At 63.4% G+C, this 22,040-nt stretch carries 16 protein-coding genes and 1 riboswitch; of the genes, 6 read left to right on the plus strand and 10 right to left on the minus strand.

The window, feature by feature from the left end; all coding sequences use genetic code 11:
* Nucleotides 1-80: 80 nt before the first annotated feature.
* The 3 genes from FGE21_RS12360 to FGE21_RS12370 are packed head-to-tail and all read right to left on the minus strand — an operon-like array spanning nucleotide 81 to nucleotide 2,970.
* On the minus strand, nucleotides 81-1,082 hold the full coding sequence (locus tag FGE21_RS12360; protein WP_139663602.1) for a YcjF family protein: 1,002 nt from the start codon (nucleotides 1,080-1,082) through the stop codon (nucleotides 81-83).
* Complete coding sequence (locus tag FGE21_RS12365; protein WP_139663603.1) at nucleotides 1,079-1,555, minus strand: GNAT family N-acetyltransferase; 477 nt, start codon at nucleotides 1,553-1,555, stop codon at nucleotides 1,079-1,081. Before FGE21_RS12365 ends, FGE21_RS12360 begins: the two co-directional genes overlap by 4 nt.
* Nucleotides 1,552-2,970: a YcjX family protein gene (locus FGE21_RS12370; protein ID WP_255731548.1), complete on the minus strand. Its 1,419-nt coding sequence runs from the start codon at nucleotides 2,968-2,970 to the stop codon at nucleotides 1,552-1,554. The genes FGE21_RS12365 and FGE21_RS12370 overlap by 4 nt, the downstream gene beginning before the upstream one ends.
* Nucleotides 2,971-3,152: 182 nt before the next feature.
* On the opposite strand from FGE21_RS12370, the gene truA reads away from it, so the two are divergent.
* Nucleotides 3,153-3,932, plus strand: a complete 780-nt coding sequence (gene truA / locus FGE21_RS12375; protein WP_139663605.1) for a tRNA pseudouridine(38-40) synthase TruA — start codon at nucleotides 3,153-3,155, stop codon at nucleotides 3,930-3,932.
* A gap of 3 nt (nucleotides 3,933-3,935) precedes the next feature.
* On the opposite strand, the gene FGE21_RS12380 is transcribed toward truA, so the two are convergent.
* Both FGE21_RS12380 and FGE21_RS12385 read right to left on the minus strand, forming a co-directional pair.
* Nucleotides 3,936-4,730, minus strand: coding sequence for a thioesterase family protein (locus tag FGE21_RS12380; protein ID WP_139663606.1), 795 nt, complete (start codon nucleotides 4,728-4,730; stop codon nucleotides 3,936-3,938).
* Entirely contained in the window at nucleotides 4,727-5,962 is a 1,236-nt protein-coding gene (locus FGE21_RS12385) for an acyl-CoA dehydrogenase family protein (protein ID WP_139663607.1), read from the minus strand. The genes FGE21_RS12380 and FGE21_RS12385 overlap by 4 nt, the downstream gene beginning before the upstream one ends.
* A 97-nt stretch (nucleotides 5,963-6,059) precedes the next feature.
* On the opposite strand from FGE21_RS12385, the gene FGE21_RS12390 reads away from it, so the two are divergent.
* A complete protein-coding gene (locus tag FGE21_RS12390; protein WP_139663608.1) occupies nucleotides 6,060-6,995 on the plus strand; it encodes an NAD(P)-dependent oxidoreductase in 936 nt (311 codons plus the stop codon).
* Between the two features lie 46 nt (nucleotides 6,996-7,041).
* On the opposite strand, the gene yghX is transcribed toward FGE21_RS12390, so the two are convergent.
* The 4 genes from yghX to gcvT form a co-directional block, all read right to left on the minus strand.
* Nucleotides 7,042-7,947 (minus strand): YghX family hydrolase, encoded by a 906-nt coding sequence (gene yghX / locus FGE21_RS12395; protein WP_139663609.1) that lies wholly within the window; start codon nucleotides 7,945-7,947, stop codon nucleotides 7,042-7,044.
* 157 nt (nucleotides 7,948-8,104) lie between these two features.
* Complete coding sequence (gcvP, locus tag FGE21_RS12400; protein WP_139663610.1) at nucleotides 8,105-10,954, minus strand: aminomethyl-transferring glycine dehydrogenase; 2,850 nt, start codon at nucleotides 10,952-10,954, stop codon at nucleotides 8,105-8,107.
* A 125-nt stretch (nucleotides 10,955-11,079) separates the two neighbouring features.
* Nucleotides 11,080-11,439, minus strand: coding sequence for a glycine cleavage system protein GcvH (gcvH, locus tag FGE21_RS12405; RefSeq protein WP_139663611.1), 360 nt, complete (start codon nucleotides 11,437-11,439; stop codon nucleotides 11,080-11,082).
* 39 nt (nucleotides 11,440-11,478) lie between these two features.
* Nucleotides 11,479-12,603, minus strand: coding sequence for a glycine cleavage system aminomethyltransferase GcvT (gcvT, locus tag FGE21_RS12410; protein ID WP_139663612.1), 1,125 nt, complete (start codon nucleotides 12,601-12,603; stop codon nucleotides 11,479-11,481).
* Between the two features lie 187 nt (nucleotides 12,604-12,790).
* A riboswitch (glycine riboswitch) is annotated at nucleotides 12,791-12,894 on the minus strand.
* 158 nt (nucleotides 12,895-13,052) lie between these two features.
* Between gcvT and FGE21_RS12415 the strand changes: the two genes are divergently transcribed.
* The 4 genes from FGE21_RS12415 (at nucleotide 13,053) to FGE21_RS12430 (ending at nucleotide 21,149) form a co-directional block, all read left to right on the plus strand.
* The gene (locus FGE21_RS12415; protein ID WP_139663613.1) at nucleotides 13,053-14,042 is read left to right on the plus strand and encodes a type I glyceraldehyde-3-phosphate dehydrogenase; all 990 of its coding nucleotides are present in this window, start codon (nucleotides 13,053-13,055) and stop codon (nucleotides 14,040-14,042) included.
* A gap of 164 nt (nucleotides 14,043-14,206) precedes the next feature.
* Nucleotides 14,207-16,057: an autotransporter assembly complex family protein gene (locus FGE21_RS12420; RefSeq protein WP_139663614.1), complete on the plus strand. Its 1,851-nt coding sequence runs from the start codon at nucleotides 14,207-14,209 to the stop codon at nucleotides 16,055-16,057.
* Nucleotides 16,054-20,091, plus strand: a complete 4,038-nt coding sequence (locus FGE21_RS12425; protein ID WP_255731550.1) for a translocation/assembly module TamB domain-containing protein — start codon at nucleotides 16,054-16,056, stop codon at nucleotides 20,089-20,091. Before FGE21_RS12420 ends, FGE21_RS12425 begins: the two co-directional genes overlap by 4 nt.
* 68 nt (nucleotides 20,092-20,159) lie before the next feature.
* The gene (locus tag FGE21_RS12430) at nucleotides 20,160-21,149 is read left to right on the plus strand and encodes a glycosyltransferase family 2 protein (RefSeq protein ID WP_139663615.1); all 990 of its coding nucleotides are present in this window, start codon (nucleotides 20,160-20,162) and stop codon (nucleotides 21,147-21,149) included.
* 1 nt (nucleotide 21,150) lies between these two features.
* Here FGE21_RS12430 and FGE21_RS12435 read toward each other — a convergent pair whose 3' ends face one another.
* Nucleotides 21,151-21,939: a WecB/TagA/CpsF family glycosyltransferase gene (locus FGE21_RS12435; protein ID WP_139663616.1), complete on the minus strand. Its 789-nt coding sequence runs from the start codon at nucleotides 21,937-21,939 to the stop codon at nucleotides 21,151-21,153.
* Nucleotides 21,940-22,040 lie beyond the last annotated feature (101 nt).

The following is a 22,040-nucleotide window of genomic DNA, read 5'->3' on the forward strand; positions in this document are numbered from 1 at the left end:
TCTGCGAGGGTAAAGCACCACAAAGCACCGATGCGGCGCGCAGGGAACGATGAAACGCCCGGCGCGGCGCGGGCGCAGTTCTAGGCTCCGCTTGCCGTCTTCTGACCGAAAACGCCGGTCAAGGCCCGTTGCACGACCCGGCGCGTCGATGGTTTCTGCAGCGCCTGAAACTCCATCGGCCGGCAGACCTCCATCGCGGCAAGCCCCACCCGTGCGGTCAGCGCCCCATTGACCAGACCTTCGCCAAAGCGCCGCGACAGTTTCGACAGGATCGACCCGCCGAGCAGGGGTTCCAGCAGATCATCCCCCACGGCAACGGCGCCGGTTGCCACCAAATGCGACAGCACCGCCCGTGTCAGCCGCCATGAGCTGAACACCCCGGAGCGACCGCCATAGATCTCGGCGATACGGCGGATCATCCGGAGGCTTGCAACCAGCGCGGTGATCACATCGGCCAGGGCCAGAGGCACCAGCGCGGTGACGCCTGCCACCTGGCGTGCGGCGGCCTCGATCTCGGCCACGGCACGCGCATCAAGGGGTTTCATCAGCTCCGCCTCCGCAAGGTCGATCAGCGCGTCGGCATCGAAGATATCTGCTTGTCGCTCGCTCAGGGTGCGGCGCGCCCACTCCAGATCGGAGCGTCCGGCATAAAACCGGTGCAGGGCCGAAAGCTGCCTTTGCGCCTGCTTCAACTCTGCGCTGCGGGCCTCGGCACAGGCCTGCCGCAGCCCGTCCACCCGGCGCAACCGCCCAAGAGCTGCCAGTTCCTTCAGGCAGAAGACCAGCGCCGCCAGTGCCAGCGCGACCATGGCGATCGAGACGATCAGCCCCAAAACCGGCACTCGGTCAAGCAGGCTCGTTGCGTAATCCCAGGCCGCAACAGAGACAATCGTGGTGACCAAACCCGCCAAAAGGCTCCAGACCCAGCGCGACCATCCGGACCTCTGTCGCCCGGCCATGGCCTCGACCCTGGTCTGCAGGCCCGTCTGCTCCCCGACCTCTGGTACGGGTGGCGCATCACTGACGTTCGGCCCCGCCTGCTCCTCGGGCTCAAGTTCGAAAACAACCGGTTTCTCGCTCATCTGTGGGGCTCCGTCTGTTCATTCATCCCTGCACGATGCCAATGATATTCCACGTCCGGCAGGCCTTCGTCGGTTGTCAGGCCATCACTGCGCCCGGCCTCGACAAACCCCTCGCGAAGGTAGAACCGCATCGCGCCTGTATTGGCCTGAAACGTCCACAGCCGCAGGTGCGCCGTCTCTGCCTTGGCCTGATCCAACAGCGCTTTGCCGAGGCCCCGACCGCAGACATCTGGATCGACATATAGCGCACAAACCTCGTCGCCATCGCGGGCGAGAAATCCCTGACGCAGGTTGCTGTCCAGCCGCTCCGCGACCGTCACCCAGCCGCGCGCGATCATCCTGTCGCAAAAGGCAATGGCCTCTGCGGCGGAATGGGTTTTCGGCATCCAGGGTGTCTCCTGCTCGAACCGGTGCAGGATCGATCCGAGCTGGCCTGCATCCAACAGGGTCGCCGGGCGCAGACGATGGGTCAAAGGCGATCTCCGAACAAGAATTCAGCAGCCCGATCCAGCCGGATATGAGGTGGCCCATCCCCGGATTTCAATGTCAGCGGCTGCGGCGCAAAACGCATGGCGGCATAGCTGCCGTCGAGCCACCGCTCTGCACCCTGACGGGCGGGCGTCAATACATGGCTGGGATCCTCCGGCAAACGTCCCGGGAACAATGCGGCAGCGCGGCCCGTCTCCTCCAATATGCCGCGCACGCAGGGCAGCTCCGCCCCGTCATGCATCCGCAGCTCTTCGGTCGTCGCCCGCAAAGACGCCAGTGACAGGGCCGCCGTTTCAGCCCCGGCGAACCGCGCGCGGTCCCGGGCCTCCTGCGTCAACGCCTCGATCAGCGCGGTCAGCCGGGGGTGCTGCAGATGATGCAGATGGTCGGCTTTGGTGGCGGCGAACAGGATCTTTTCCACCCGCTTCCCCCGGAGGATCTGGCTCAGGACGCCGTTTGTGCCGGGGCGGAATGCTGCGAGGATATCAGCCATGGAGCGGCGCAGGTCCTCCATCGCGCGGGGGCCTGCATGCAACGCGCCGAGCGCGTCCACCAACACCACCTGGCGATCAATCCGCGCGAAATGATCGCGAAAAAAGGGGCGGACCACCTGCGCTTTGTAGGCGTCGAAACGGCGTGCCATTTCACGGGCGAGACTGCCTCTGGGTGCGCTGGTTTCCGGCAACGGCGCAAAGGTCAGCACCGGCGACCCCGCCAAATCACCGGGCAGGAGGAAGCGCCCGGGCGTGCAATCGGAATATCCGGCCGCGCGCGCCGCCTGCAGATATGCCGCAAAGGCCGCGGCAAGAGCCTGTGCCCGGGGTTCATCGTGGCGGGCCTCGGGTTCGGCGGTCTGCAGAGCGGCGCGAAAGGCTTTTGCCTCTTCCCGCGGCTCAATGCGGGCCAGAACATCGCGGGACCAGCTGGTATAATCCCTGTCCAAAAGCGCGAGATCCAGCAGCCATTCACCGGGATAGTCGATAATATCGAGATGCAGCACCCGAGGCCCCGTCAGCCCGCCAAACAGACCCGAAGGACGGATGCGCAGGCTCAGCCGAAGTTCCGATATCGAGCGCGTGCTCTCCGGCCAGTGCGGCTCCGGCCCCGTCACCGCCCCGAGGTGGTTTTCAAAATCGAACCGCGGCACGGTGTCATCTGGCTGCGGCTGCAGATAGGCCGCTTCAATCCGGCCATCGCGCTCGGCAGAGAGTTGCGCCATGCGGCCCCGTTGCATGAGGTTGGCGACAAGAGAGGTAATGAAGACCGTCTTTCCCGCCCGCGCCAGCCCGGTGACCCCAAGCCGAATGGTGGGTTCCGCAAAGGGGCTGACGACCACGCCACCCAGCGTTTCCGCGCCGCGCAAAACACCTTCGGCCACATCCGCAGCCAGTCCTGTCACCCCTGATCCTCGCGCCACCCGATGCCCCGCCGCTTGTTGTGTCGTACCTTTTGTCTGAGTGCATTGGCCGAGGCCTGCCCGGTTCAACATAGGCATCCTGCCGACCCGTTGCCAGTGCCGCTGCGGTGCAGATCTGCGGCGGGGGCTTGTCAGGCCGGGTTTCGCAGGCTACCCCGCGCGTCATGCCGCGTATTGCTCTTAAAGTCGAATACCATGGAAAGCCCTTTGCCGGATGGCAGAGGCAAAAAGATCAACCCTCTGTTCAGGGTGCGATCGAGGCCGCGCTGGCGCGGCTGGAACCGGGTCCCCATACCATTGCCGCCGCCGGACGCACAGACACCGGTGTTCATGGGCTGGGTCAAGTGGCCCACTGCGACCTGGTCAAGGATTGGGACCCACAGCGCCTGAGCGGCGCGCTGAACTACCATCTGAAACCCGCGCCTGTGGCCATTGTCGATGCGGCGCGTGTCGCGGGGGACTGGCACGCCCGGTTCAGCGCGATCGAACGCCAATACCTGTTTCGCATCCTGATGCGCCGCGCCCCTGCGACACATGACGCAGGCCAGGTCTGGCAGATCAATCACGAACTTGACGTCGCCGCCATGCAGGAGGGCGCCAATCACCTGCTGGGCAATCATGACTTCACCACCTTCCGCTCCTCCATCTGCCAGGCCGCAAGCCCGGTCAAAACGCTGGATGAACTGCGGATCGAGCGCGTCGAAGGGCTTTCGGGCCCCGAGATCCACTTTCATGTGCGCGCCCGCAGTTTTCTGCACAATCAGGTGCGCAGCTTTGTCGGCACACTGGAGCGGGTCGGCTCCGGGGCCTGGACGCCGGAGGATGTCCGGGACGCGCTGGCCGCCAGAGATCGGGCCGCCTGTGGTCCGGTCTGCCCCGGGCACGGCCTCTATCTGGCCCGTGTGGGATACCCGGATCCGGTTTTTGCAAGCGACCTGACCTGAGGCCTAGCGCGCGGGAAACAACGACAACGTCTGGAGCGCGGTCCCCACCGTGCCAACCGTGTCGAACAAGACCGCCTGCGACATGCCGATGCCGGTGGAATGCCAGTGCGAGATTGCCTCGGAGGCATGCCATCCCGGCACCGGCGCGCGGTGGATCTGCAGGGTGAGATCGGTATTCATGAACCCCATTTCGGTCGAGAGCAGGTTCCAGGAGATGCCGTTGCCACAATCCGCAAGCGCGCAAATGCTCTGTACCGGTGACGTCTTTTCTCCCTCGACCAGATCCGGCGTCCGCAGCCATATTGTCTTTGGGCCCGGTCCATAGCCGTAGCCCGGAGCGTAGCGTGTTTCCAGCAAGCGGGCAAAATTCGGCAGATCATGACGGCCGCCGCCGATCGCAAAGGGCCCGGGCGTTGCCTCTTCGAGCTTTGGTGCAGCCACCTCGGGACTTGGCACCGGGCCGATATCACGCTGAGCCAGGTGCATCGTGGTCGCCTGTGCCAGCAGCACATCCGCCAGATCATGCAGGGTCACCCGCGTGGCCGCGAGAGAGCGGGTATGACGGGTGGTTTCCGCGGCGACACGGATGCCCTCCATCGGGACCGGACGCAGGATGTCCATGGTCAGCCGGGTCAGCATCTTTTCGGCACCGACCTCAACTTCGGCGGCACGCGCCATAAGGCCCGCGACAGGCCCCGCGTGGCAGTGATCCGGAGACCATGGGCCTCTGGCCGGATCATTGCCGACAAAGACGCCATCAGCCCGCTGGCGGAAAAACGGCCGGGGCGAGGGGCTCATACCTTCTCCTGTGTGTAGCGTCTGAGTTCCGCCCGCGCGACCTGGCGCCGGTGGACCGCATCGGGTCCGTCCGCCAACCTCAGTGTCCGCACATGGGTCCAGGCCCGCGCCAAAGGCGTCTCCTGACTGATCCCCGCGCCACCATGCATCTGCACCGCCTCGTCGATGACCTTGAGGGCGACACGCGGGGCGACCACCTTGATCTGGCTGATCCAGGGCGCAGCAGCCCGGGCATCGCCCTGATCCATATACCAGGCGGCCTTCAGGCACAGAAGCCGGGCCATTTCGATCTCCATGCGACATTCCGCGATAATGTCGTAGTTCGCTCCGAGCTGCGCCAATGGTTTGCCAAAGGCCTCCCGGTCCAGCGACCGGCGACACATCAGCTCCAGCGCCGCTTCGGCCTGCCCGATGGCACGCATGCAGTGATGAATGCGTCCCGGACCGAGCCGCCCCTGCGCGATTTCAAATCCCCGGCCTTCGCCCAGCAGCAGGTTCTCGGCGGGCACCCTCACATCGGAAAATCGCAGATGCATATGGCCATGTGGCGCATCATCATGCCCGTAGACCTGCATCGGGCGTAGAATTTCGATGCCCATGCTCTCAGCGGGAACCACGATCATCGAGTGGCGCTGATGCTTGGGCATGTCGTCGCCTCCGGTGCGGACCATGGTGATATATACCCGGCACCGCGGATCCCCTGCCCCCGAGATCCACCATTTTTCGCCGTTCAGCACATAGTCCTCGCCGTCACGGACACAGGACATGGCGACATTGGTTGCATCCGAACTGGCCACATCCGGCTCTGTCATCAGATAGGCCGAGCGGATCTCTCCCGCCAGAAGCGGCTTCAGCCACCGCTCTTTCATGGCCTCGGTCCCGTAGCGTTCAAAGACCTCCATGTTGCCCGTATCCGGCGCCGAACAGTTGAAAACCTCTGCCCCCAGCGGCGTTTTGCCCATTTCTTCGGCGAAGCAGGCGTATTCAACGGTGCTCAGACCAATCCCGCGTTCCGAGTCCGTCAACCAGAAGTTCCACAGCCCCTCCGAGCGGGCCCGCGCCTTCAAACCCTCGAGAATTTCGGCCTGCCGGGGCGTATAGGCCCATCGGTCACCCTTGCCGATTTCGCCATGATACTCCTCCTCCACTGGCATAATTTCGTCCCGAACCATCGCGGCCACCCTGTCAAGCAGCCTGCGCACCTCCGGCCTCAGCCCCAAATTCATATCCATGCCCGTCCTCCTCTTTCGCGGCGCAGCATGGCTTGGCAACGCGCGCGATGTCCAGCACAGTGACGACACGTAACACCCGAAGAAAACGGAGCAGAAGATGGCATTGCTGATCGAGATCGGACATGGCGGCTGGTACAGCGAAGAAGAATTGGCCGCAGAGCTGCAAAAGCTGGACCCGGCGGCGGACATCCGCACGGCCAAAGACCCCGGTGATCTGACCGACGTCACGATGATGGCGGTATCCACGCTGAAATCTGACCTGCCGTCGCGACTGCCCAATCTGCAACTGGTGCAAAAACTCGGGGCCGGGGTGGAAACCATTGTCGGCCACGCCGCGCTTGCACCGCATGTGCGGGTCGCCCGGCTGAAACCGCAGGAGCCCGCGCGCGAGATTGCACAGTATTGTCTTGCCTATGTTTTGCGCGGGACCCGCAACATGAAATATCATGATGCCGCCCAGGCGCGTGCGATCTGGGATCCCGTTGCGCCACGCCGCCCCGAAGATATTGCCGTCGGGATCCTCGGGCTTGGCCATATCGGTGGCCTCACCGCCAAGCTCATGCGCGACATGGGGTTCGACACCTTCGGCTGGAGCCGCTCACAAAAGGCCCTCGACGGCGTGACCTGCCTGACCGGAGAGCATGGCCTCACCGGTCTGCTGTCCTCCTGCGACTATGTCTGCGCCATCCTGCCATCGACGGCAGACACCCGCGATTTGCTGAATGGCGAACGGCTGGCCGCGATGAAAGAGGGCGCGACCCTCATCAACGCCGGGCGCGGCGATCTGATTGACGAAGATGCCCTGGTTTCCGCCCTGTATCAGCGCCGCCCGGGCCATGCGGTTCTTGACGTGCTGCGCAAGGAACCCCTGCCCCAGACCAACCCGCTGTGGAAACACCCCTGCGTGACCATAACGCCCCATGTGTCGGGCTGGCACCTTGGCGATGCGCTCGGAGATGTGGTCGAGAATTTGCGCCGTCTCAGCGAAGGCACGGCCCTCCTGCACGAGGTCGACCGCGCGCGCGGGTACTGAAACGCGCCGGATCCACGGGGCGTGCCCGACGGTCGCGCCCATGGCCTTAGCCGAGATGACGGCCGAAGAAATCCAATGTGCGCGACCAGGCGAGCGCAGCTGCGGTTTCGTCATAGCGGGGAGTTGTGTCATTGTGGAAGCCGTGGTTCACCTCGGGGTAGAAGTGAACCGAGAACGCCTTTTGATTGGCCCGCAGCGCCTCTGAATACGCAGGCCACCCCGCATTGATCCGCTCGTCCAGACCAGCGTAGTGGATCATCAAGGGGGCGCGGATCGCCGTAACATCGTCGGCCTCTGGTTGGCGGCCATAAAATGGCACCGCGGCACCAAGCTCCGGGTAAGCCACCGCCAAAGCATTGCAGACGCCACCGCCATAACAGAAACCGACCGCCCCGACCTTGCCGCTAGAGTCCGGATGGTCGCGCAGGTATTCAAAGGCGGCGAAGAAATCGTTCATCAACTTGACCGGATCAAGCCTCCGCTGCATCTCGCGCCCCTCCTCATCGGTGCCGGGGTACCCGCCAAGCGGCGTCAACCCGTCGGGACCCAAGGCCAGGTAACCTGCCTTTGCAGCACGCCGGACCACATCCTCGATATAGGGGTTGAGGCCTCGGTTTTCATGAACCACCAGAACCGCCGGCAATGGGCCGGTGGCCCCCGCAGGCCGTGCCATCAGCCCCGTGATGCTCCCGTGCCCGTCCGGGCTATCATATTGGACAATCGCGGTTTCTATGCTCGCATCATCCGGTGCGACCTGCTGGGCCAGCGCATAATCCGGCTTCAACTGATCGAGCAACATCGCCCCGGTCACCCCCGCCGCCGCATAGCGGCCCGCCTGGGTCATGAACTCGCGCTTGGAAATTTTGCCATGCACATAGCCGTCAAAGATCTCGAGGATACGCGGATCGAAATCCTTGGCCGTTCTCCGCTGCGGCTCTGGTTTCTTGCTCATGGCACTCCCTCCCTGCTGTGGACATGTCACGACATAGCCCGGGCCCACCCGCAGGCAACGGCCATCACGCTTGCACCACAGCGGCAGGGGTCTCCACCAAGGGAGACCCCTGCCATATCTGTCGCGCCCCGCATGGGGCGCGGCCGTGTCGGACCGCTTATTCTGCCGCTTCCGCGTAGTCTTCCATCGGCGGACAGGTACAGATCAGATGACGGTCGCCATAGACGTTGTCGACGCGATTAACCGGTGGCCAGTATTTATCGACCCGAAACGCGCCCGGTGGGAAACACCCCTGCTCCCGCGTGTAGGGGCGGTCCCAGTCTTTCACCAGATCCTCCATCGTGTGCGGCGCGTTCTTCAGGGGATTATTCGCGCGCTCCATCGCACCTGTCTCAATGGATTTGATCTCGGACCGGATCGACAACATCGCCTCGATGAACCGGTCCAGCTCCGCTTTGGTTTCTGACTCCGTCGGCTCAACCATCAACGTCCCGGCGACCGGCCAAGACATTGTCGGCGCATGAAAACCACTATCCATCAACCGCTTGGCAACGTCATCGACACTCACATCGGCGCTGTCGGCAAAGGGGCGCGTATCCAGAATACACTCATGCGCCACCCGCCCCGTCGGCCCCTTGTACAGAACATCGAACGCCCCCTCGAGCCGCTTGGCGATGTAATTGGCATTCAGGATTGCCACCTTGGTGGCCTGCGTCAGCCCCGCCCCGCCCATCATCAGGCAATAGGCCCAGGAAATCGTCAGGATCGACGCCGAACCCAGCGGCGCGGCCGACACGGGGCCCTCGGCACCACCCGTTTCCGGGTGCCCCGGCAGATGCGCAACAAGATGGGCTTTGACACCGATCGGCCCCATGCCCGGGCCGCCGCCGCCATGGGGAATGGCAAAGGTCTTGTGAAGGTTGAGATGGCTCACATCCCCGCCCAGATCCCCGGGACGGCTCAAGCCGACCATCGCGTTCATATTGGCCCCGTCAATGTAGACCTGGCCACCGAACTCATGGGTAATCCGGCAGACTTCATGAACGGTTTCCTCAAACACCCCATGGGTCGAAGGGTAGGTGATCATGCATCCGGCAAGCTGCGGGCCATGTTTGGCGGCCTTCTCGCGGAAATCCGCAAGGTCGATATCGCCCTTGTCGTCGGATTTCACCGGCACCACTTTCCACCCGACCATCTGAGCAGACGCCGGGTTGGTACCATGCGCCGACATCGGTATGAGACAGATGTTCCGATGCCCCTCCCCCTGCGCGCGGTGATAGGCAGCGATGGTCAGCAGCCCCGCATATTCGCCCTGGGCGCCTGAATTCGGCTGCATGGAAATCGCGTCATAGCCGGTGATGGTGCAGAGCTTTGCAGACAGATCCGAGACCATCTCGGCATAGCCCGCCTGTTGATCCGCCGGCGCAAATGGATGGATCGTTGAGAACTCAGGCCAGCTGAGCGGCATCATTTCAGCGGCGGCATTCAGTTTCATCGTACAGGACCCGAGCGGGATCATCGCACGATCCAGAGCCAGATCGCGGTCCGCAAGACGCCGCATGTAGCGCATCATCTCGGTTTCGGCGCGGTTCATGTGGAAAATCGGGTGCCGCAGGTAGTCAGTCGTTCGCTGCATCCGGTCCGGCACCCGGTAATGCGGAGAGAAATCATCGTCGAGACGGCGAATGCCAAAGGCGCGCCAGACCGCTTCGATGGTCTCGGGGCGGGTGGTCTCATCAACCGAAATCCCGACGCGCGTTTCGCCCACGCGGCGGAGGTTGATTCCCTCATCGACGGCAGATTTCATCACCGCCGCCTGCAGCGGGCCGACATCGACGGTGATCGTGTCGAAAAACGCCTGTGGGTCGACTTTGAAACCGGCCTCCTCCAGACCGGTCGCCAGACGCACGGCCTTGCGGTGGATGCGCTGCGCAATCGCCTGCAGCCCTTTTGGTCCGTGGAAAACCGCATACATGGAGGCCATGACCGCCAGCAACGCCTGCGCCGTACACACATTCGATGTCGCTTTTTCGCGGCGAATATGCTGTTCGCGGGTCTGCAGCGACAACCGGTAGGCCTTGTTGCCGTGGCTGTCGATGGATACGCCGACGATCCGCCCGGGCATCGCGCGTTTGTAGGCATCGCGCGTCGCCATATAGGCTGCATGTGGCCCGCCTGCCCCGACCGGAACCCCAAAGCGCTGGGTCGAGCCGACAGCGATATCCGCGCCCATCTCCCCCGGCTCTTTCAGCAAAGTCAGCGCCAACGGGTCCGCGGCCACCACGGCAATGGCTTTGTGCGCATGCAACGCTTCGATTTCCGGCGTAAAGTCCCGCACGTGACCATAGGTGCCCGGATATTGGAAGAGCGCGCCAAAAACGCTCTCGGGATCCAACTTGTCCGGGTTGCCGACGATCACCTCGATCCCCAGCGGCGCGGCGCGGGTCTTCACCACCGCAATGTTTTGCGGATGACAATCCCGGTCGACAAAAAACGCCTTCGCCTTTGATTTGGACACGCGCTGCGCCATCGTCATCGCCTCGGCGCAGGCTGTGGCCTCGTCCAGCAACGACGCATTTGCAACCTCCAGCCCGGTCAGATCAGAAATCATGGTCTGAAAGTTCAGCAGGGCTTCCAGCCGCCCCTGAGATATCTCTGGCTGGTAGGGCGTATAGGCGGTGTACCACGCCGGGTTTTCGAGGATGTTGCGCTGGATTGCCGGCGGCGTCACCGTACCATGGTATCCCTGCCCGATCAGCGAGGTCATGACCTTGTTCTTTTGGGCGACTTCGCGCATGTGGAAGAGCAGCTCGCGCTCGGACATGGGGCGACCGAAATCGAGCGGCTCTGCCTGGCGGATCGATTGCGGCACGGTGTCGTCAATCAACGCATCAAGATCCGCAGCCCCCACAACCTGCAGCATATCGGCCATTTCTTGCGGCGAGGGTCCTATGTGGCGACGATTGGCAAAGTCGTAGGGCAGGTAATCTGTTGGTTCGAAGGGCATCTTTTGCCTCCTTCAGGTCTGTCGGACTTGGGATAATCGAGACACAACAATGGGTCCGGGCGCGCCCGGTCCGGTCTCGCTCGCAAACGCGAGGCCCGCCCTCAACAGCTGACGGGCCCGATACGTCAACCGATAAAGCTCTTGTAACCCGCTTCATCCATGTAGTCGTCCATCGGGGACATGTCGGCGACCTTGAGCTTGAAGAACCACGCCTCGCCCTCCGGATCGTCGTTGACCTTGGAGGGTTCATCGACAATGGCGTCGTTGACCTCGACCACCTCGCCATCGAGCGGCGCCAGAATGTCGGAAGCCGCCTTCACGGATTCGATCACGACAATCTCGTCGTCTTTGGTGACCTCGCCGCCCACCTCAGGCAGCTCGACAAAGACCACATCGCCGAGTTGTTCGGCGGCATGGGCCGTGATGCCAACGGTCACAATATCGCCGTCAACCAGCAGCCATTCGTGTTCTTCGGTATATTTCATGGGGTATTTTCCTGTGTTGGACCAAATCGGTGACGACGGTCAGCGTTTGAAGTTGGCCGCCACAAAAGGCAGCGTTGCAATCGTGACGGGCATGCGCTTGCCGCGCAGCTCGCCGAAAATTTGGGTGTAGGGGGTGGCATAGTCGCGGTTGACGTAGCCCATGGCGACCGGGCCACCGACCGTGGGACCGAAACCGCCAGAGGTGATCCGCCCGATTGGCGCGCCGCCCTCGGCGGAGGCGAATAATTCAACACCTTCGCGCATCGGTGCCCGGCCATCGGGGCGCAGGCCGACACGTTTGCGGGGCGCCGCGCCATTCAGATCAGCAAAGACCTTGGCCGCCCCCGGAAAACCACCTTCGCGCGCGCCGCCCGGTCGACGCACCTTCTGGATGGCCCAGCCCAGCGCCGCTTCCAGCGGGCGGGTGTCCGCGTCGATATCGTGCCCATAAAGGCAGAGACCGCCCTCCAGCCGCAGCGAATCCCTGGCCCCGAGGCCAATCGGTTCCACCTCGGGATGCTCCAATAGCGCGGAGGCAAAGGATGCGGTCACCGCCTCGGGAATGGAAATCTCATATCCGTCTTCCCCCGTGTAGCCCGACCGCGAGATCCAGAGTTCTGCGCCATTGTATGAAAACGTCGCGACATCCATGAAACGCATGGCCGCGACGCCGGGCACCAGGGCCTCCAGGGCGGCTTCTGCCCGCGGCCCCTGCAGCGCGATCAGGGCGCGATCGACCACCTGTTCAACCGTGATCGCCGGTTCCAGTGCCGCCTTGATCCGGGCAATGTCAGCGTCCTTGCAGGCGGCGTTCACAACAACAAAAAGATGATCGCCCCGGTTCGCGAACATCAGGTCATCCTCAATGCCACCCGCATCATTGGTGAACACCCCATAGCGCTGTCGCCCCTCCGGCAAGCCCAGGACATCCATCGGGATCAGACGCTCAAAGGCCTCTGCCACCGCGCTGTAACTGTCGCCCCGCAGGATCACCTGTCCCATGTGGCTGACGTCGAACAGCCCTGCTTTTTGACGGGTGTGGAGGTGCTCTTTCATGATCCCCATCGGATATTGGACGGGCATCAAGTAACCGGCAAAGGGCACCATCTTTGCCCCAAGCCCCCGGTGCAATTCAGTCAGGGGGGTGATCTTCAGATCCGACATATCGGCCTGCTTTCTGCGTTTGCAGCCGGTGCGGTCAAGTCACAACATGTCAACACAGCGATCGGCATCCGGCATCCAAGATTTTGCGCAGACCAAGCCTGCACGCTTTGATGCCCCCTCTGTCCCTTGCGCCTGAGATCGTTATCCCTTCGGCGTCCCGGCGGAACCGGGCTCTCTCCAGAGTCGTTACCAGCACACGGTCCCTGTGGCCTGAGAGTTTCCGGGGCGGTTGCTCCTTCGGCACCGGCGGCGGCTGCACTGCGCCACTCTCGGTTCTCCCATGTGCTGAGCCGGAAGCTACCAGCGCCCCCGAAACGGTGCAAGACGGAATTCGCGCCAAAAGAGTCGCAAATGGTGCAAAAGCTGCGTTGGCGGCAATTGTATCAAGGCCGCCCAAGAATTGTGCGGGTGGATTGCCGGCGCGCAGCCGCCCTGCCATAGCTTTGCACATGAAGATAGCGATCAACGGATTCGGCCGCATCGGCCGTACGATTTTGCGGCAGATCCTGAGCGCCCCCGGTGGCTCGGGGATTGACGTCGCCTGCATCAATGACATCGCAGATCCACAGATGTGCGCCTATCTTTTCCAGTATGACAGCACCTTTGGCCCCTACCCCGGTACGGTCGCTTTGGACGCAGGCGCGCTCTGCGTGGGCACGCACCGTATCCCCCTGCATCAACAGGCCAATGTGACCGCACTGGATCTGTCGGGTGTCGATGTGCTGCTGGAGTGCACAGGCATCGCGCGCTCCACCGATCTGGCGGAGCGGGGGTTGAGCGCCGGCGCGGCAAAGGTGCTGATTTCCGGCCCCTCACCAGCGGCAGAGGCCACGGTGGTCTATGGCGTCAACACCGGCGATATTGCAGGCGCGAAAATCGTCTCAAACGGCTCTTGCACCACCAACGCGGTTGCCGCGCTCGTGCAGCTGGTCGATCAGGTGGCGGGGATAGAGACCGGCCATATGACCACGATCCATTGCTATACCAATTCGCAGCCGATGGTGGATGCGCCAAGGGGCGATTTCGCCCGGTCTCGCGGCGGCGCCCAGTCGATGGTGCCAACAACAACCTCCGCCATGCATCTCATCGATGTGGTCTTGCCGCATCTGGCGGGACGCATCTCCGGCGCAGCCGTGCGGGTGCCCACGGCCAGTGTCTCGGCGGTGGATCTGGTGGTTCGGCTCGGCGGCGTCCGGGACGAAACGGAAGTGATGAACGCCCTCCGGTCCGCCGCTCTGGCCTCCCCCGTGCTCGGCTGGACCGAACAGCCGCTCGTGTCCTCAGATTTGCGGGGACGACCGGAATCGCTGGTGATTGCCGCTCCGGAGACCCGCATGATCGAAGGCCAGCAATTGCGCATTTTCGGCTGGTACGACAATGAATGGGGATTTTCCGCCCGTATGCTGGATGTCGCGAGGGAGATGTCGCGGCCGCGCTAGTCGGCGACATCTCGCCGCCTTGGCGACGCAATTCAACCGGAATGCACAGCAAAGGCCCAAGACGGTTTTCTCCCCCCAGCCAAATGTGTAGCGTCATGCTTGCGTTTCGGGGATGTGTTTGCCTTTTTCAACGCTCAATACGATTACTCGCTGCCGGAGCAACAATGACCAGCCTTCCCCCCCTGCGACCGATCGCGCGCCCGATCACATGCACATCCCTGCATCGGGTTCGTTCCTTTGCCGTCGTGGCGGCGCTGGCGACAGGTTTGCTCTGTGGGTTTCCCGCCGCGCAGGCTCTTGAGACGACCCTGACCGCGCCAAAGGCTTCTCCGGAGCTGACCACAAACCTTGAAGGGGCCAGTGCGGCGCTGGGGATGGGGCAAACCGCCGAGGTGCAGGAAGTCCTCGCCGCAGCCCTGTCGGACTACCGCACGCTGGTTCAGGTCCTCTACGATGGCGGGTATTTTGCGCCCGTGGTCAATATCCGCATCGATGGAAGGGAAGCCGCCGAGATAGACCTGCTGACACCGCCACGTCAGATCAACGCCGTTGCGATCACGGTCGATCCCGGGCCTGCGTTCACCTTTGGTCAGGCCGAAGTCAGCCCGCTGCCCCAAAGCGAGCCTGCGGCCCTCCCGGCGGACTTCAAGCCGGGGCAACCCGCCAGCACGGGCACGATACAGGCTGCGGCAACGGCTGCACTGACCGCCTGGGACAGGGCCGGACATCCCAAGGTGGAGCTGGCCGCACAGGACATCACGGCCAATGCTGTGAAACAGCGGCTCGATGCGGCATTGCACATCGCCCCCGGCCCTCGTCTGCGGCTTGGCAAGATGCAGATCAAAGGCGACTCCGATGTCCGTCAGGACGCCATCAGACGGATCGCCGGATTTGAAAGCGGCAAGGTCTATCATCCGGATCTGGTATCGAAATCGGCCACCCGCCTGCGCCGCACCGGCGCTTTTTCCAGCGTCACCCTGCGGCAGGCGGAAACGCCCAACCCCGATGGCACGCTGGATTTTGTCGCCGAGGTCGAGGACTTGCCCAAGCGCCGTTTCACGTTTGGCATCGAGTTCTCCACCTCTGAGGCCGTGGAAATCAGCTCCAGCTGGATGCACCGAAATCTCTTTGGTGCGGCCGAACGGTTGAAAATCGACCTCTCTCTGAGTGGATTGGGCAGCAGTGATCTGGACGGCAGCGTTTCGGCGCGGCTCGACCAGCCTGCGGCCCTGGGCACGGGCGAAACCCTGTTTTACCTTGGCGCCCTTGAGCAGCTGAAAGAGGAACATTACACCGCCACCAGCCTGACCGGTGAAATCGGCGTGCGGCGCACCGTGTCCGAGACCACTTTTGTCGAAGGCGCCCTTGGCCTGCGTCTGATCAAGGCCGATGACGCCTATGGTGCCGATCGCGAGTTCAAATATCTGTCCGGGCGGCTGCGCGCCGAAAAGGACAAGCGCGACAACAAGACCGACCCGACCGGGGGCTACTATCTGGACGGGGAAATCGTACCATTCGTCGGCCTCGATGGCCGCGACGCCGGCCTGCAGGTGAATATCGATGCCAGAGGGTACAAGTCGCTCGGCGACACCGGGCGCATCGTCCTGGCCGGACGCCTGCAGCTCGGCTCTGTGATTGGCCCGAATAGCCGCGACGTCTCGCCTACATTGCTGTATTTCTCCGGTGGCGCCGGGTCCGTGCGCGGTCAGGAATTTCAGTCCCTCGGCATCGATGTGGGGGGACAATCTGCGGGCGGACGCGGATACCTTGCGCTGTCAGGGGAAATTCGCGGTCGGATTACCGATGCCATTTCGCTGGTCGGCTTCTACGATGTGGGCTTTGTCGATGAGAGCAGTTTTGTCAGCGGTGACAGCGACTATCATGCGGGGGCCGGGATCGGCCTTCGCTATGACGTGACCGGAATAGGCCCGATCCGGTTTGACGTTGCCCTGCCCGTTTCCGGCGATGACGAAGATGGGCTGCAGTTTTACATCGGTATAGGACAGGCATTTTGACCTATTCACCCCGCACCCTCGGACGTCTCCTCCGCTTGTTTCTCTGCCTCGCAGCAGCGGCCATCCTGCTCCCGCGCGCCACCCTCGCCCAGTCCGATATGGCTCAGTCCGCTCTCGCACAGCCAGATGCATCCGAAACGGGGGGCTTGCTGGTGTCCTTCCTTGAGGACACCCTGTCGGACGAGAGCCGCCAGATCAGCGTTCAGGGTCTGGAAGGCGCGTTTTCCTCGCAGGCCAGAATTGCCCGCCTGACCGTCTCCGATGAGGATGGAGTCTGGCTGACGGTGGAGGGGGCCGAACTGGACTGGAACCGCCTGGCGCTGGTCCGCGGGCGTTTCTCGGTGAACCGGCTGGCGGCCGAACGGATCACCATAGAGCGCAGCCCCAAACCGGTGCCGACCGATCCCGACCTGCCAACCCCGGAAGCGACCCCCTTCGCGCTGCCTGAATTGCCCGTGTCACTGGAAATCGCTGACCTCTCTGTCGGCGAGATCATCCTCGGCGAGCGATTGACCGGTCAGCAGGCAACGCTCTCGGTCGCGGGGGCCATGTCGCTGGCCGATGGCGCGCTGGAGACCGACCTGCGTGTGGTCCGGCTGGACCGTGCGGGCGATGTGCTGACACTTGAGATTTCCTTTGCCAACGCATCGCAACATCTGGGGCTGGATGTCGTGCTGAATGAAGCCGCGGGCGGGCTTGTGTCCTCGGCACTGGATCTGCCCGGCCGCCCGGATCTCAGCCTTGCAATCACGGGTGATGGCCCGCTTTCCGATTTTGTCGCCAAGATCGGCTTTGCGACCGATGGCAGCGACCGGATCAGCGGCACCGTCGCGCTTGAGGGGGTCGGTGATATCGCGGATGGCGCCCCGGCGGGGATCGCTTTCGCCGCTGATCTTGGCGGCAATATTGACCCGCTGCTCCGCCCGGATTTCCGCCCCTTTTTCGGCCCGGGCATTCGGGCGACATTGAACGGGCGCACCCTGGCCGGCGGTGGGCTGGAGGTGGAGACACTGGCAGTCGACACCCGGGCTCTGCGTCTTGACGGGGCGCTGACGCTGAATGGAAACGTTCTGGACACCGCCAACCTGACGGCAGAAATCGCTCCGCCAGAGGGCCAGAGCGCCGTCATCCTGCCCGTTCCGGGCGCGGATACCACGGTCGCGGCCATCACATTGACATTGCAAAAGACCGAGGGGACCGAATGGAATATCAACGGCGCGATAGACCAGCTACGCACCCCTGACGTTACGCTCGACCGTGCGGTGATAAACGCAGCCGGTCGCCTCGACCAGAGTGTGGGCTTCGCGGTTGACGGTGCGCTTGACGCGCAGCTCGGCGGGCTGGTGCTGTCCGATCCTGCGCTGTCCACAGCGCTGGGGACGGAACTCACCCTGAGCACGCGCCTCACCACCGACGAGGGCGCAGATTTCAGGCTCAGGGACCTCGATGTTCAGGGTGCCGGCTATGGGGCGCGGGGCGAAATCCGCTTTGCCGGTGTCGAAAACGATCTGAAAATCGCCGCTGATCTGACCCTGGTTGCCGAACAGCTTGACCGGTTCTCTGACCTCGCGGGGCAAACACTGTCCGGTGCGGCCCAGGCCGAGGTGACAGGACATATCCAACCGCTGAGCGGTGCCTTTGGTGTCGATCTGTCGCTGACGGGCCAGGATCTTGGGGCCGGGATTGAACAGCTCACCCCCCTGCTGGCCGGAGAAAGCCGCCTGGCGCTGGTGGCCGCCCGGGACACCTCTGGCCTGCGGATAGACAAATTCGACCTGGACGCGGCCGAAGTCAGCGCGACCGGCCATGGCACGCTGAACAGTGGCGAGGGGATCCTGCGGCTGGATGCGCAACTGGACCGGGTGGATCGTTTCCTTCCAAACCTCTCCGGACCTGCGCGGCTGACGGCAGAATTTGACCGCAGCGGCGACCGGTTGGACGGCACCGTCAAATTGCGGGGGCCAAGCGAGATTGCGATGGATCTCGATGGCGGTCTGACCCTCGCAGGCGAGGCCGAGTTCGGCTTTGAGGCCTTTGTCGGCAGTCCCGAAGCTCTGGTGGCGCAGCTGGAAGGGGCCCCTTTGACCGCCAAGGGCATAGCCACCCGGCGGGGTGGCGACTGGTCCGGCCAGGCTGACGTGACGGCCGCCGGCGGGGCGACGGCGCGCGTCACCGGCGGCTACAGCGAGGCCACGAGCAACGTTGAACTCTCCCTCTCCGCGCTCATTGCGCACCTTGATCACTTTGTTCCCGACCTGTCGGGTCAGGCCACCACAACCCTCTCCGCGACACGCACAGACGGATCCTGGCAGGGTGAGGGCAGGCTGACCGGCCCGGGCGACAGCAGCGCGCGGTTCGACGGCTCTTTCGCCGAAGCATCAGGCGATGTGGATCTGGATCTGACGGCGAATGTCGGCGATGTGCGCGCCTTCACCCAAACGCTCGGCGGTACGGCATCGGCGGACATCGCCGCCACCCGGCGCAGCGGCGCATGGACCGCAGGCGGCAGCGTGACCGGCCCGGCCGGGACCTCGGCGAACATCACCGGCAGCTTCAACGAGGCAGACGGGGCCGCCAAGGTGACGTTTGATGCGCTCGTGCAGCAGCTGCAGCAGATCGTCCCGGGGCTCGATGGTGTCCTGAGCGCCAAGGGTCAAGCCAGCCGCGCCAATGGCCTCTGGACGCTGGACACGACCGCAGACGGCCCGCTCGGCATAGACTCGCGGATTTCCGGCACCTGGGATGAAGGCACATCCCTTGCCGATATCACCGCCAGAGGGGCCCTGCGGCTCGAAGGGGCAAACGCGTTCCTGAAACCGAACCTTTTGAAAGGGCTGGCCAGTTTTGACCTTGCGCTGCGCGGCCCGGCGGCGTTGCAGTCGGTCAGCGGCACCATCACCACGTCGGATGCGCAGCTGGTCCTGCCGCAGGCGGCACAGTCGATCGACGATATCGTGACCCATATCGCGCTCAGCAATGGCTCTGCGCTCCTGGACCTCAGCGCCCGCCCCCGCGACGGTGGCCGTATTGAGGTCAGCGGCCCGGTGGCACTGGAGGCGCCATATAATGGCACCATACAGATCGGGCTGGTCGATGTCGTCCTGACGGACAACCTGTCATATGACACATCGCTGAGCGGCGAACTGCGCCTTGCCGGTCCACTGGCCGGGAACAGCAGGCTCAGCGGGCGCATTGATGTGGGAGAGACCAATTTCAACCTCAATACGGCCGGCGGCGCCGTCTCGGCTGCGCCTATTCCCCCGATCCACCATTCCGGACAAAACGCGGCCCAGACCGCCACGCGCATCCGCGCAGGCCTCGTCGAGACCAGCACGGGTGGCAACAGCAGCAATAGCGATATCGCGCTGGATGTGCTGATCAGCGCGCCCAACCGCATTTTCGCACGGGGCCGCGGATTGAACGCGGAACTCGGCGGGGCCATCACGGTGCGCGGCACCGCATCAAACCCGGCCCCCTCGGGACAAATCGGCCTCGTGCGCGGGACATTCGACATCCTGGGCCGACGCCTCACTCTGGACGAAGGGCGTGTCACATTGCTTGGCGATCTGCGGCCCAATCTCCAGTTCAGCTCCACCGCCAACACCGAACAGGGCACAGCCACGCTGGAGATCTCGGGCCGGGTGGACAGCCCGACGATCGAAGTCACCTCAGACCCGGCACGACCCAGCGAGGAGGCGCTTGCGCTGCTTCTCTTTGGAGACAACATTCAGGATCTTTCCCCCCTGGCGCTGGCGCGTCTGGCAGGATCTGCCCTCACCCTCAGCGGTCGCGGCGGCGGCGCACAAAAAGCGCTGCGCGAGGCGACGGGCGCGAACAACATCGACCTGGGGAACGGAAACCTTGGCCTTGGCGGCTATCTCGCCGACAACATCTACACAGACCTCAACATCACCCCCGAGGGCGACAGCGAGGTGACCATCAACCTAGACTTGTCGAAATCGCTGACGGTGACCGGCTCTGCCGACAGTGTGGGCACCACCGGGGTGGGGATCTTCTATAAACGGGACTACTGACAGGCGGGCCCGTTTACTTCTCGCCACCACTCTACAAGATTGCGAATATCCCAAAGATCGCGTGAACCATGACAGATGCCCCTGCCCCTCCGGTGCCCTCTCCCGTCGATGCGGTCGTGATCGGCCGGAATGAGGGGACCCGACTGATGGCCTGCCTCGACAATCTCGCCAGTCAGGTGAGACGGATCATCTATGTCGACAGCGGCTCTACAGATGGGTCGGTTGAGGCGGCACAAAACCGCGGGGCCGAGGTCGTCGCGCTGGACATGTCGCAGCCCTTCACCGCCGCACGGGCGCGCAATGCAGGTCTTGCCTATATCCGCGACACAGCGCCGCCGGACCAGGATCCGCTGATACAGTTCATCGATGGAGACTGCATTCTCGATGCGGGTTGGGTGCCGCGCGCGGCGGCCTTTCTCGCGGCCCGCCCGAAGGTCGCCGTGGTATGCGGACGACGGTCAGAGCAATACCCCGACGCCAGTGTGTATAATCAGCTCTGCGACAGGGAATGGAACACGCCGGTGGGCGAGGCGCTGGCCTGCGGCGGCGATGCGCTGATGCGGCGCAATGCGGTGGAGGCCGTCGGCGGCTATCGCGACACGTTGATCGCGGGGGAAGAACCAGAACTCTGCCTGCGCCTGCGTCAGGCCGGCTGGATCATCTGGCGGCTCGATGCGGATATGACCCTGCACGACGCGCAGATGACGCGATTTTTGCAGTGGTGGAAACGCACGCGCCGGGCCGGCCACGCTTTTGCCGAAGGCGCATTCCTCCACGGCGCCCCCCCAGAACGGCATTGGGTCGCGCAGACGCGCCGGGCCCTTCTTTGGGGACTGGTGCTGCCTGTGGTGATCATTGGGCTGGCGTTTTTCAGCCCGATGTCCATGGGAGTGGCGGCTCTGGCCTACCCAATACAGTTCCTGCGCCTCGCGCGGCGCGACGGGGCGATACAGGCCTGGTTTTCAATCGTCGGGAAGTTTGCCGAGACGCAGGGCATCGTCGAATTTCACATCAACCGCCTGTTGCGCCGGAGCCGGGGGGTGATGGAGTACCGATAGTTCAGGTCTTGTCCTGAACAGGATCAAGAGGCAGGCGCGGCGTTGCCCGAAGTCGAAACGCTCTTAGAACCTGACCGGGCAGGACCGCGAAACACCGCGCATATCGCGGCGCCAAGCGCATCGGGCTTCCCAACATGCGCCAAAGCCACTCCATGGCCAGATGTCTCACCCAGAGCGGCGCCCGGTTCTGGTGGCCGGCCACGAAATCCAGTCCTGCCCCGATCGAGGCGAACCCGACATGTGGGGCCAATTGTCGTCCCAATTGCGCGAAACGCTCTTGTTTGGGGGCACCCAGCGCCACAAAACACAAACCGATATCCTGATCCGCCATCTCGCACAGGATTTTTTGAGCCTCCTCGCCAGTGGGGTCAAAGTTCTGGCTCGGTGCTTTGATATAAGTGATATTCAGCCCCGGCACCCAATGCATCAGCGCCGCGCCCGCGCGATTGAGAACCGGTTCGACCGAGCCCACCAAGGCCACATTCACCTCTGCCTGCGCGGCCATTTTGCTGAGTGGCGTCACCAGATCAGAACCGGGCATCAGTGCCACCGGACGTTTGGCAAGTCGCGACAACCAGACAATCGGGCGACCGTCGGCCACCACCATATCCTGATCCAGATAGGCGGACAGAAAGGCCTCGTCTTTCGATAATTTGACAAGATGGTCCAGATTCAAGGTCGCCAAAGCAAAGCCCTCACCCTCGCGGAACCTATGGGCAATTTTTGTCTTCAACATGCACAGATCCGTCACGTTCACGACAAGACGTTGAGTGTTGAACAAAAAATACATATCGATTCGAATCTCTTTGATGCAGGGCTGCAAGTCTCTTACTAAGCTCAGAGAACGTCGTGGCAGTTCTTACGTATAGCAGTAGAACGGGATTTGGGTCG

Origin of the sequence: Phaeobacter sp. B1627 (assembly GCF_006265095.1) — a bacterium.
Lineage (GTDB): Bacteria > Pseudomonadota > Alphaproteobacteria > Rhodobacterales > Rhodobacteraceae > Epibacterium.

Coding starts and splice junctions, on each gene's coding strand:
- FGE21_RS12360 (WP_139663602.1), bottom strand. CDS start 1,082: ATGAGCGAGAAACCGGTTGTTTTCGAACTTGAGCCCGAGGAGCAGGCG.
- truA (WP_139663605.1), top strand. CDS start 3,153: ATGCCGCGTATTGCTCTTAAAGTCGAATACCATGGAAAGCCCTTTGCC.
- FGE21_RS12380 (WP_139663606.1), bottom strand. CDS start 4,730: ATGAGCCCCTCGCCCCGGCCGTTTTTCCGCCAGCGGGCTGATGGCGTC.
- FGE21_RS12385 (WP_139663607.1), bottom strand. CDS start 5,962: ATGGATATGAATTTGGGGCTGAGGCCGGAGGTGCGCAGGCTGCTTGAC.
- FGE21_RS12390 (WP_139663608.1), top strand. CDS start 6,060: ATGGCATTGCTGATCGAGATCGGACATGGCGGCTGGTACAGCGAAGAA.
- yghX (WP_139663609.1), bottom strand. CDS start 7,947: ATGAGCAAGAAACCAGAGCCGCAGCGGAGAACGGCCAAGGATTTCGAT.
- gcvP (WP_139663610.1), bottom strand. CDS start 10,954: ATGCCCTTCGAACCAACAGATTACCTGCCCTACGACTTTGCCAATCGT.
- gcvH (WP_139663611.1), bottom strand. CDS start 11,439: ATGAAATATACCGAAGAACACGAATGGCTGCTGGTTGACGGCGATATT.
- gcvT (WP_139663612.1), bottom strand. CDS start 12,603: ATGTCGGATCTGAAGATCACCCCCCTGACTGAATTGCACCGGGGGCTT.
- FGE21_RS12415 (WP_139663613.1), top strand. CDS start 13,053: ATGAAGATAGCGATCAACGGATTCGGCCGCATCGGCCGTACGATTTTG.
- FGE21_RS12420 (WP_139663614.1), top strand. CDS start 14,207: ATGACCAGCCTTCCCCCCCTGCGACCGATCGCGCGCCCGATCACATGC.
- FGE21_RS12430 (WP_139663615.1), top strand. CDS start 20,160: ATGACAGATGCCCCTGCCCCTCCGGTGCCCTCTCCCGTCGATGCGGTC.
- FGE21_RS12435 (WP_139663616.1), bottom strand. CDS start 21,939: ATGTATTTTTTGTTCAACACTCAACGTCTTGTCGTGAACGTGACGGAT.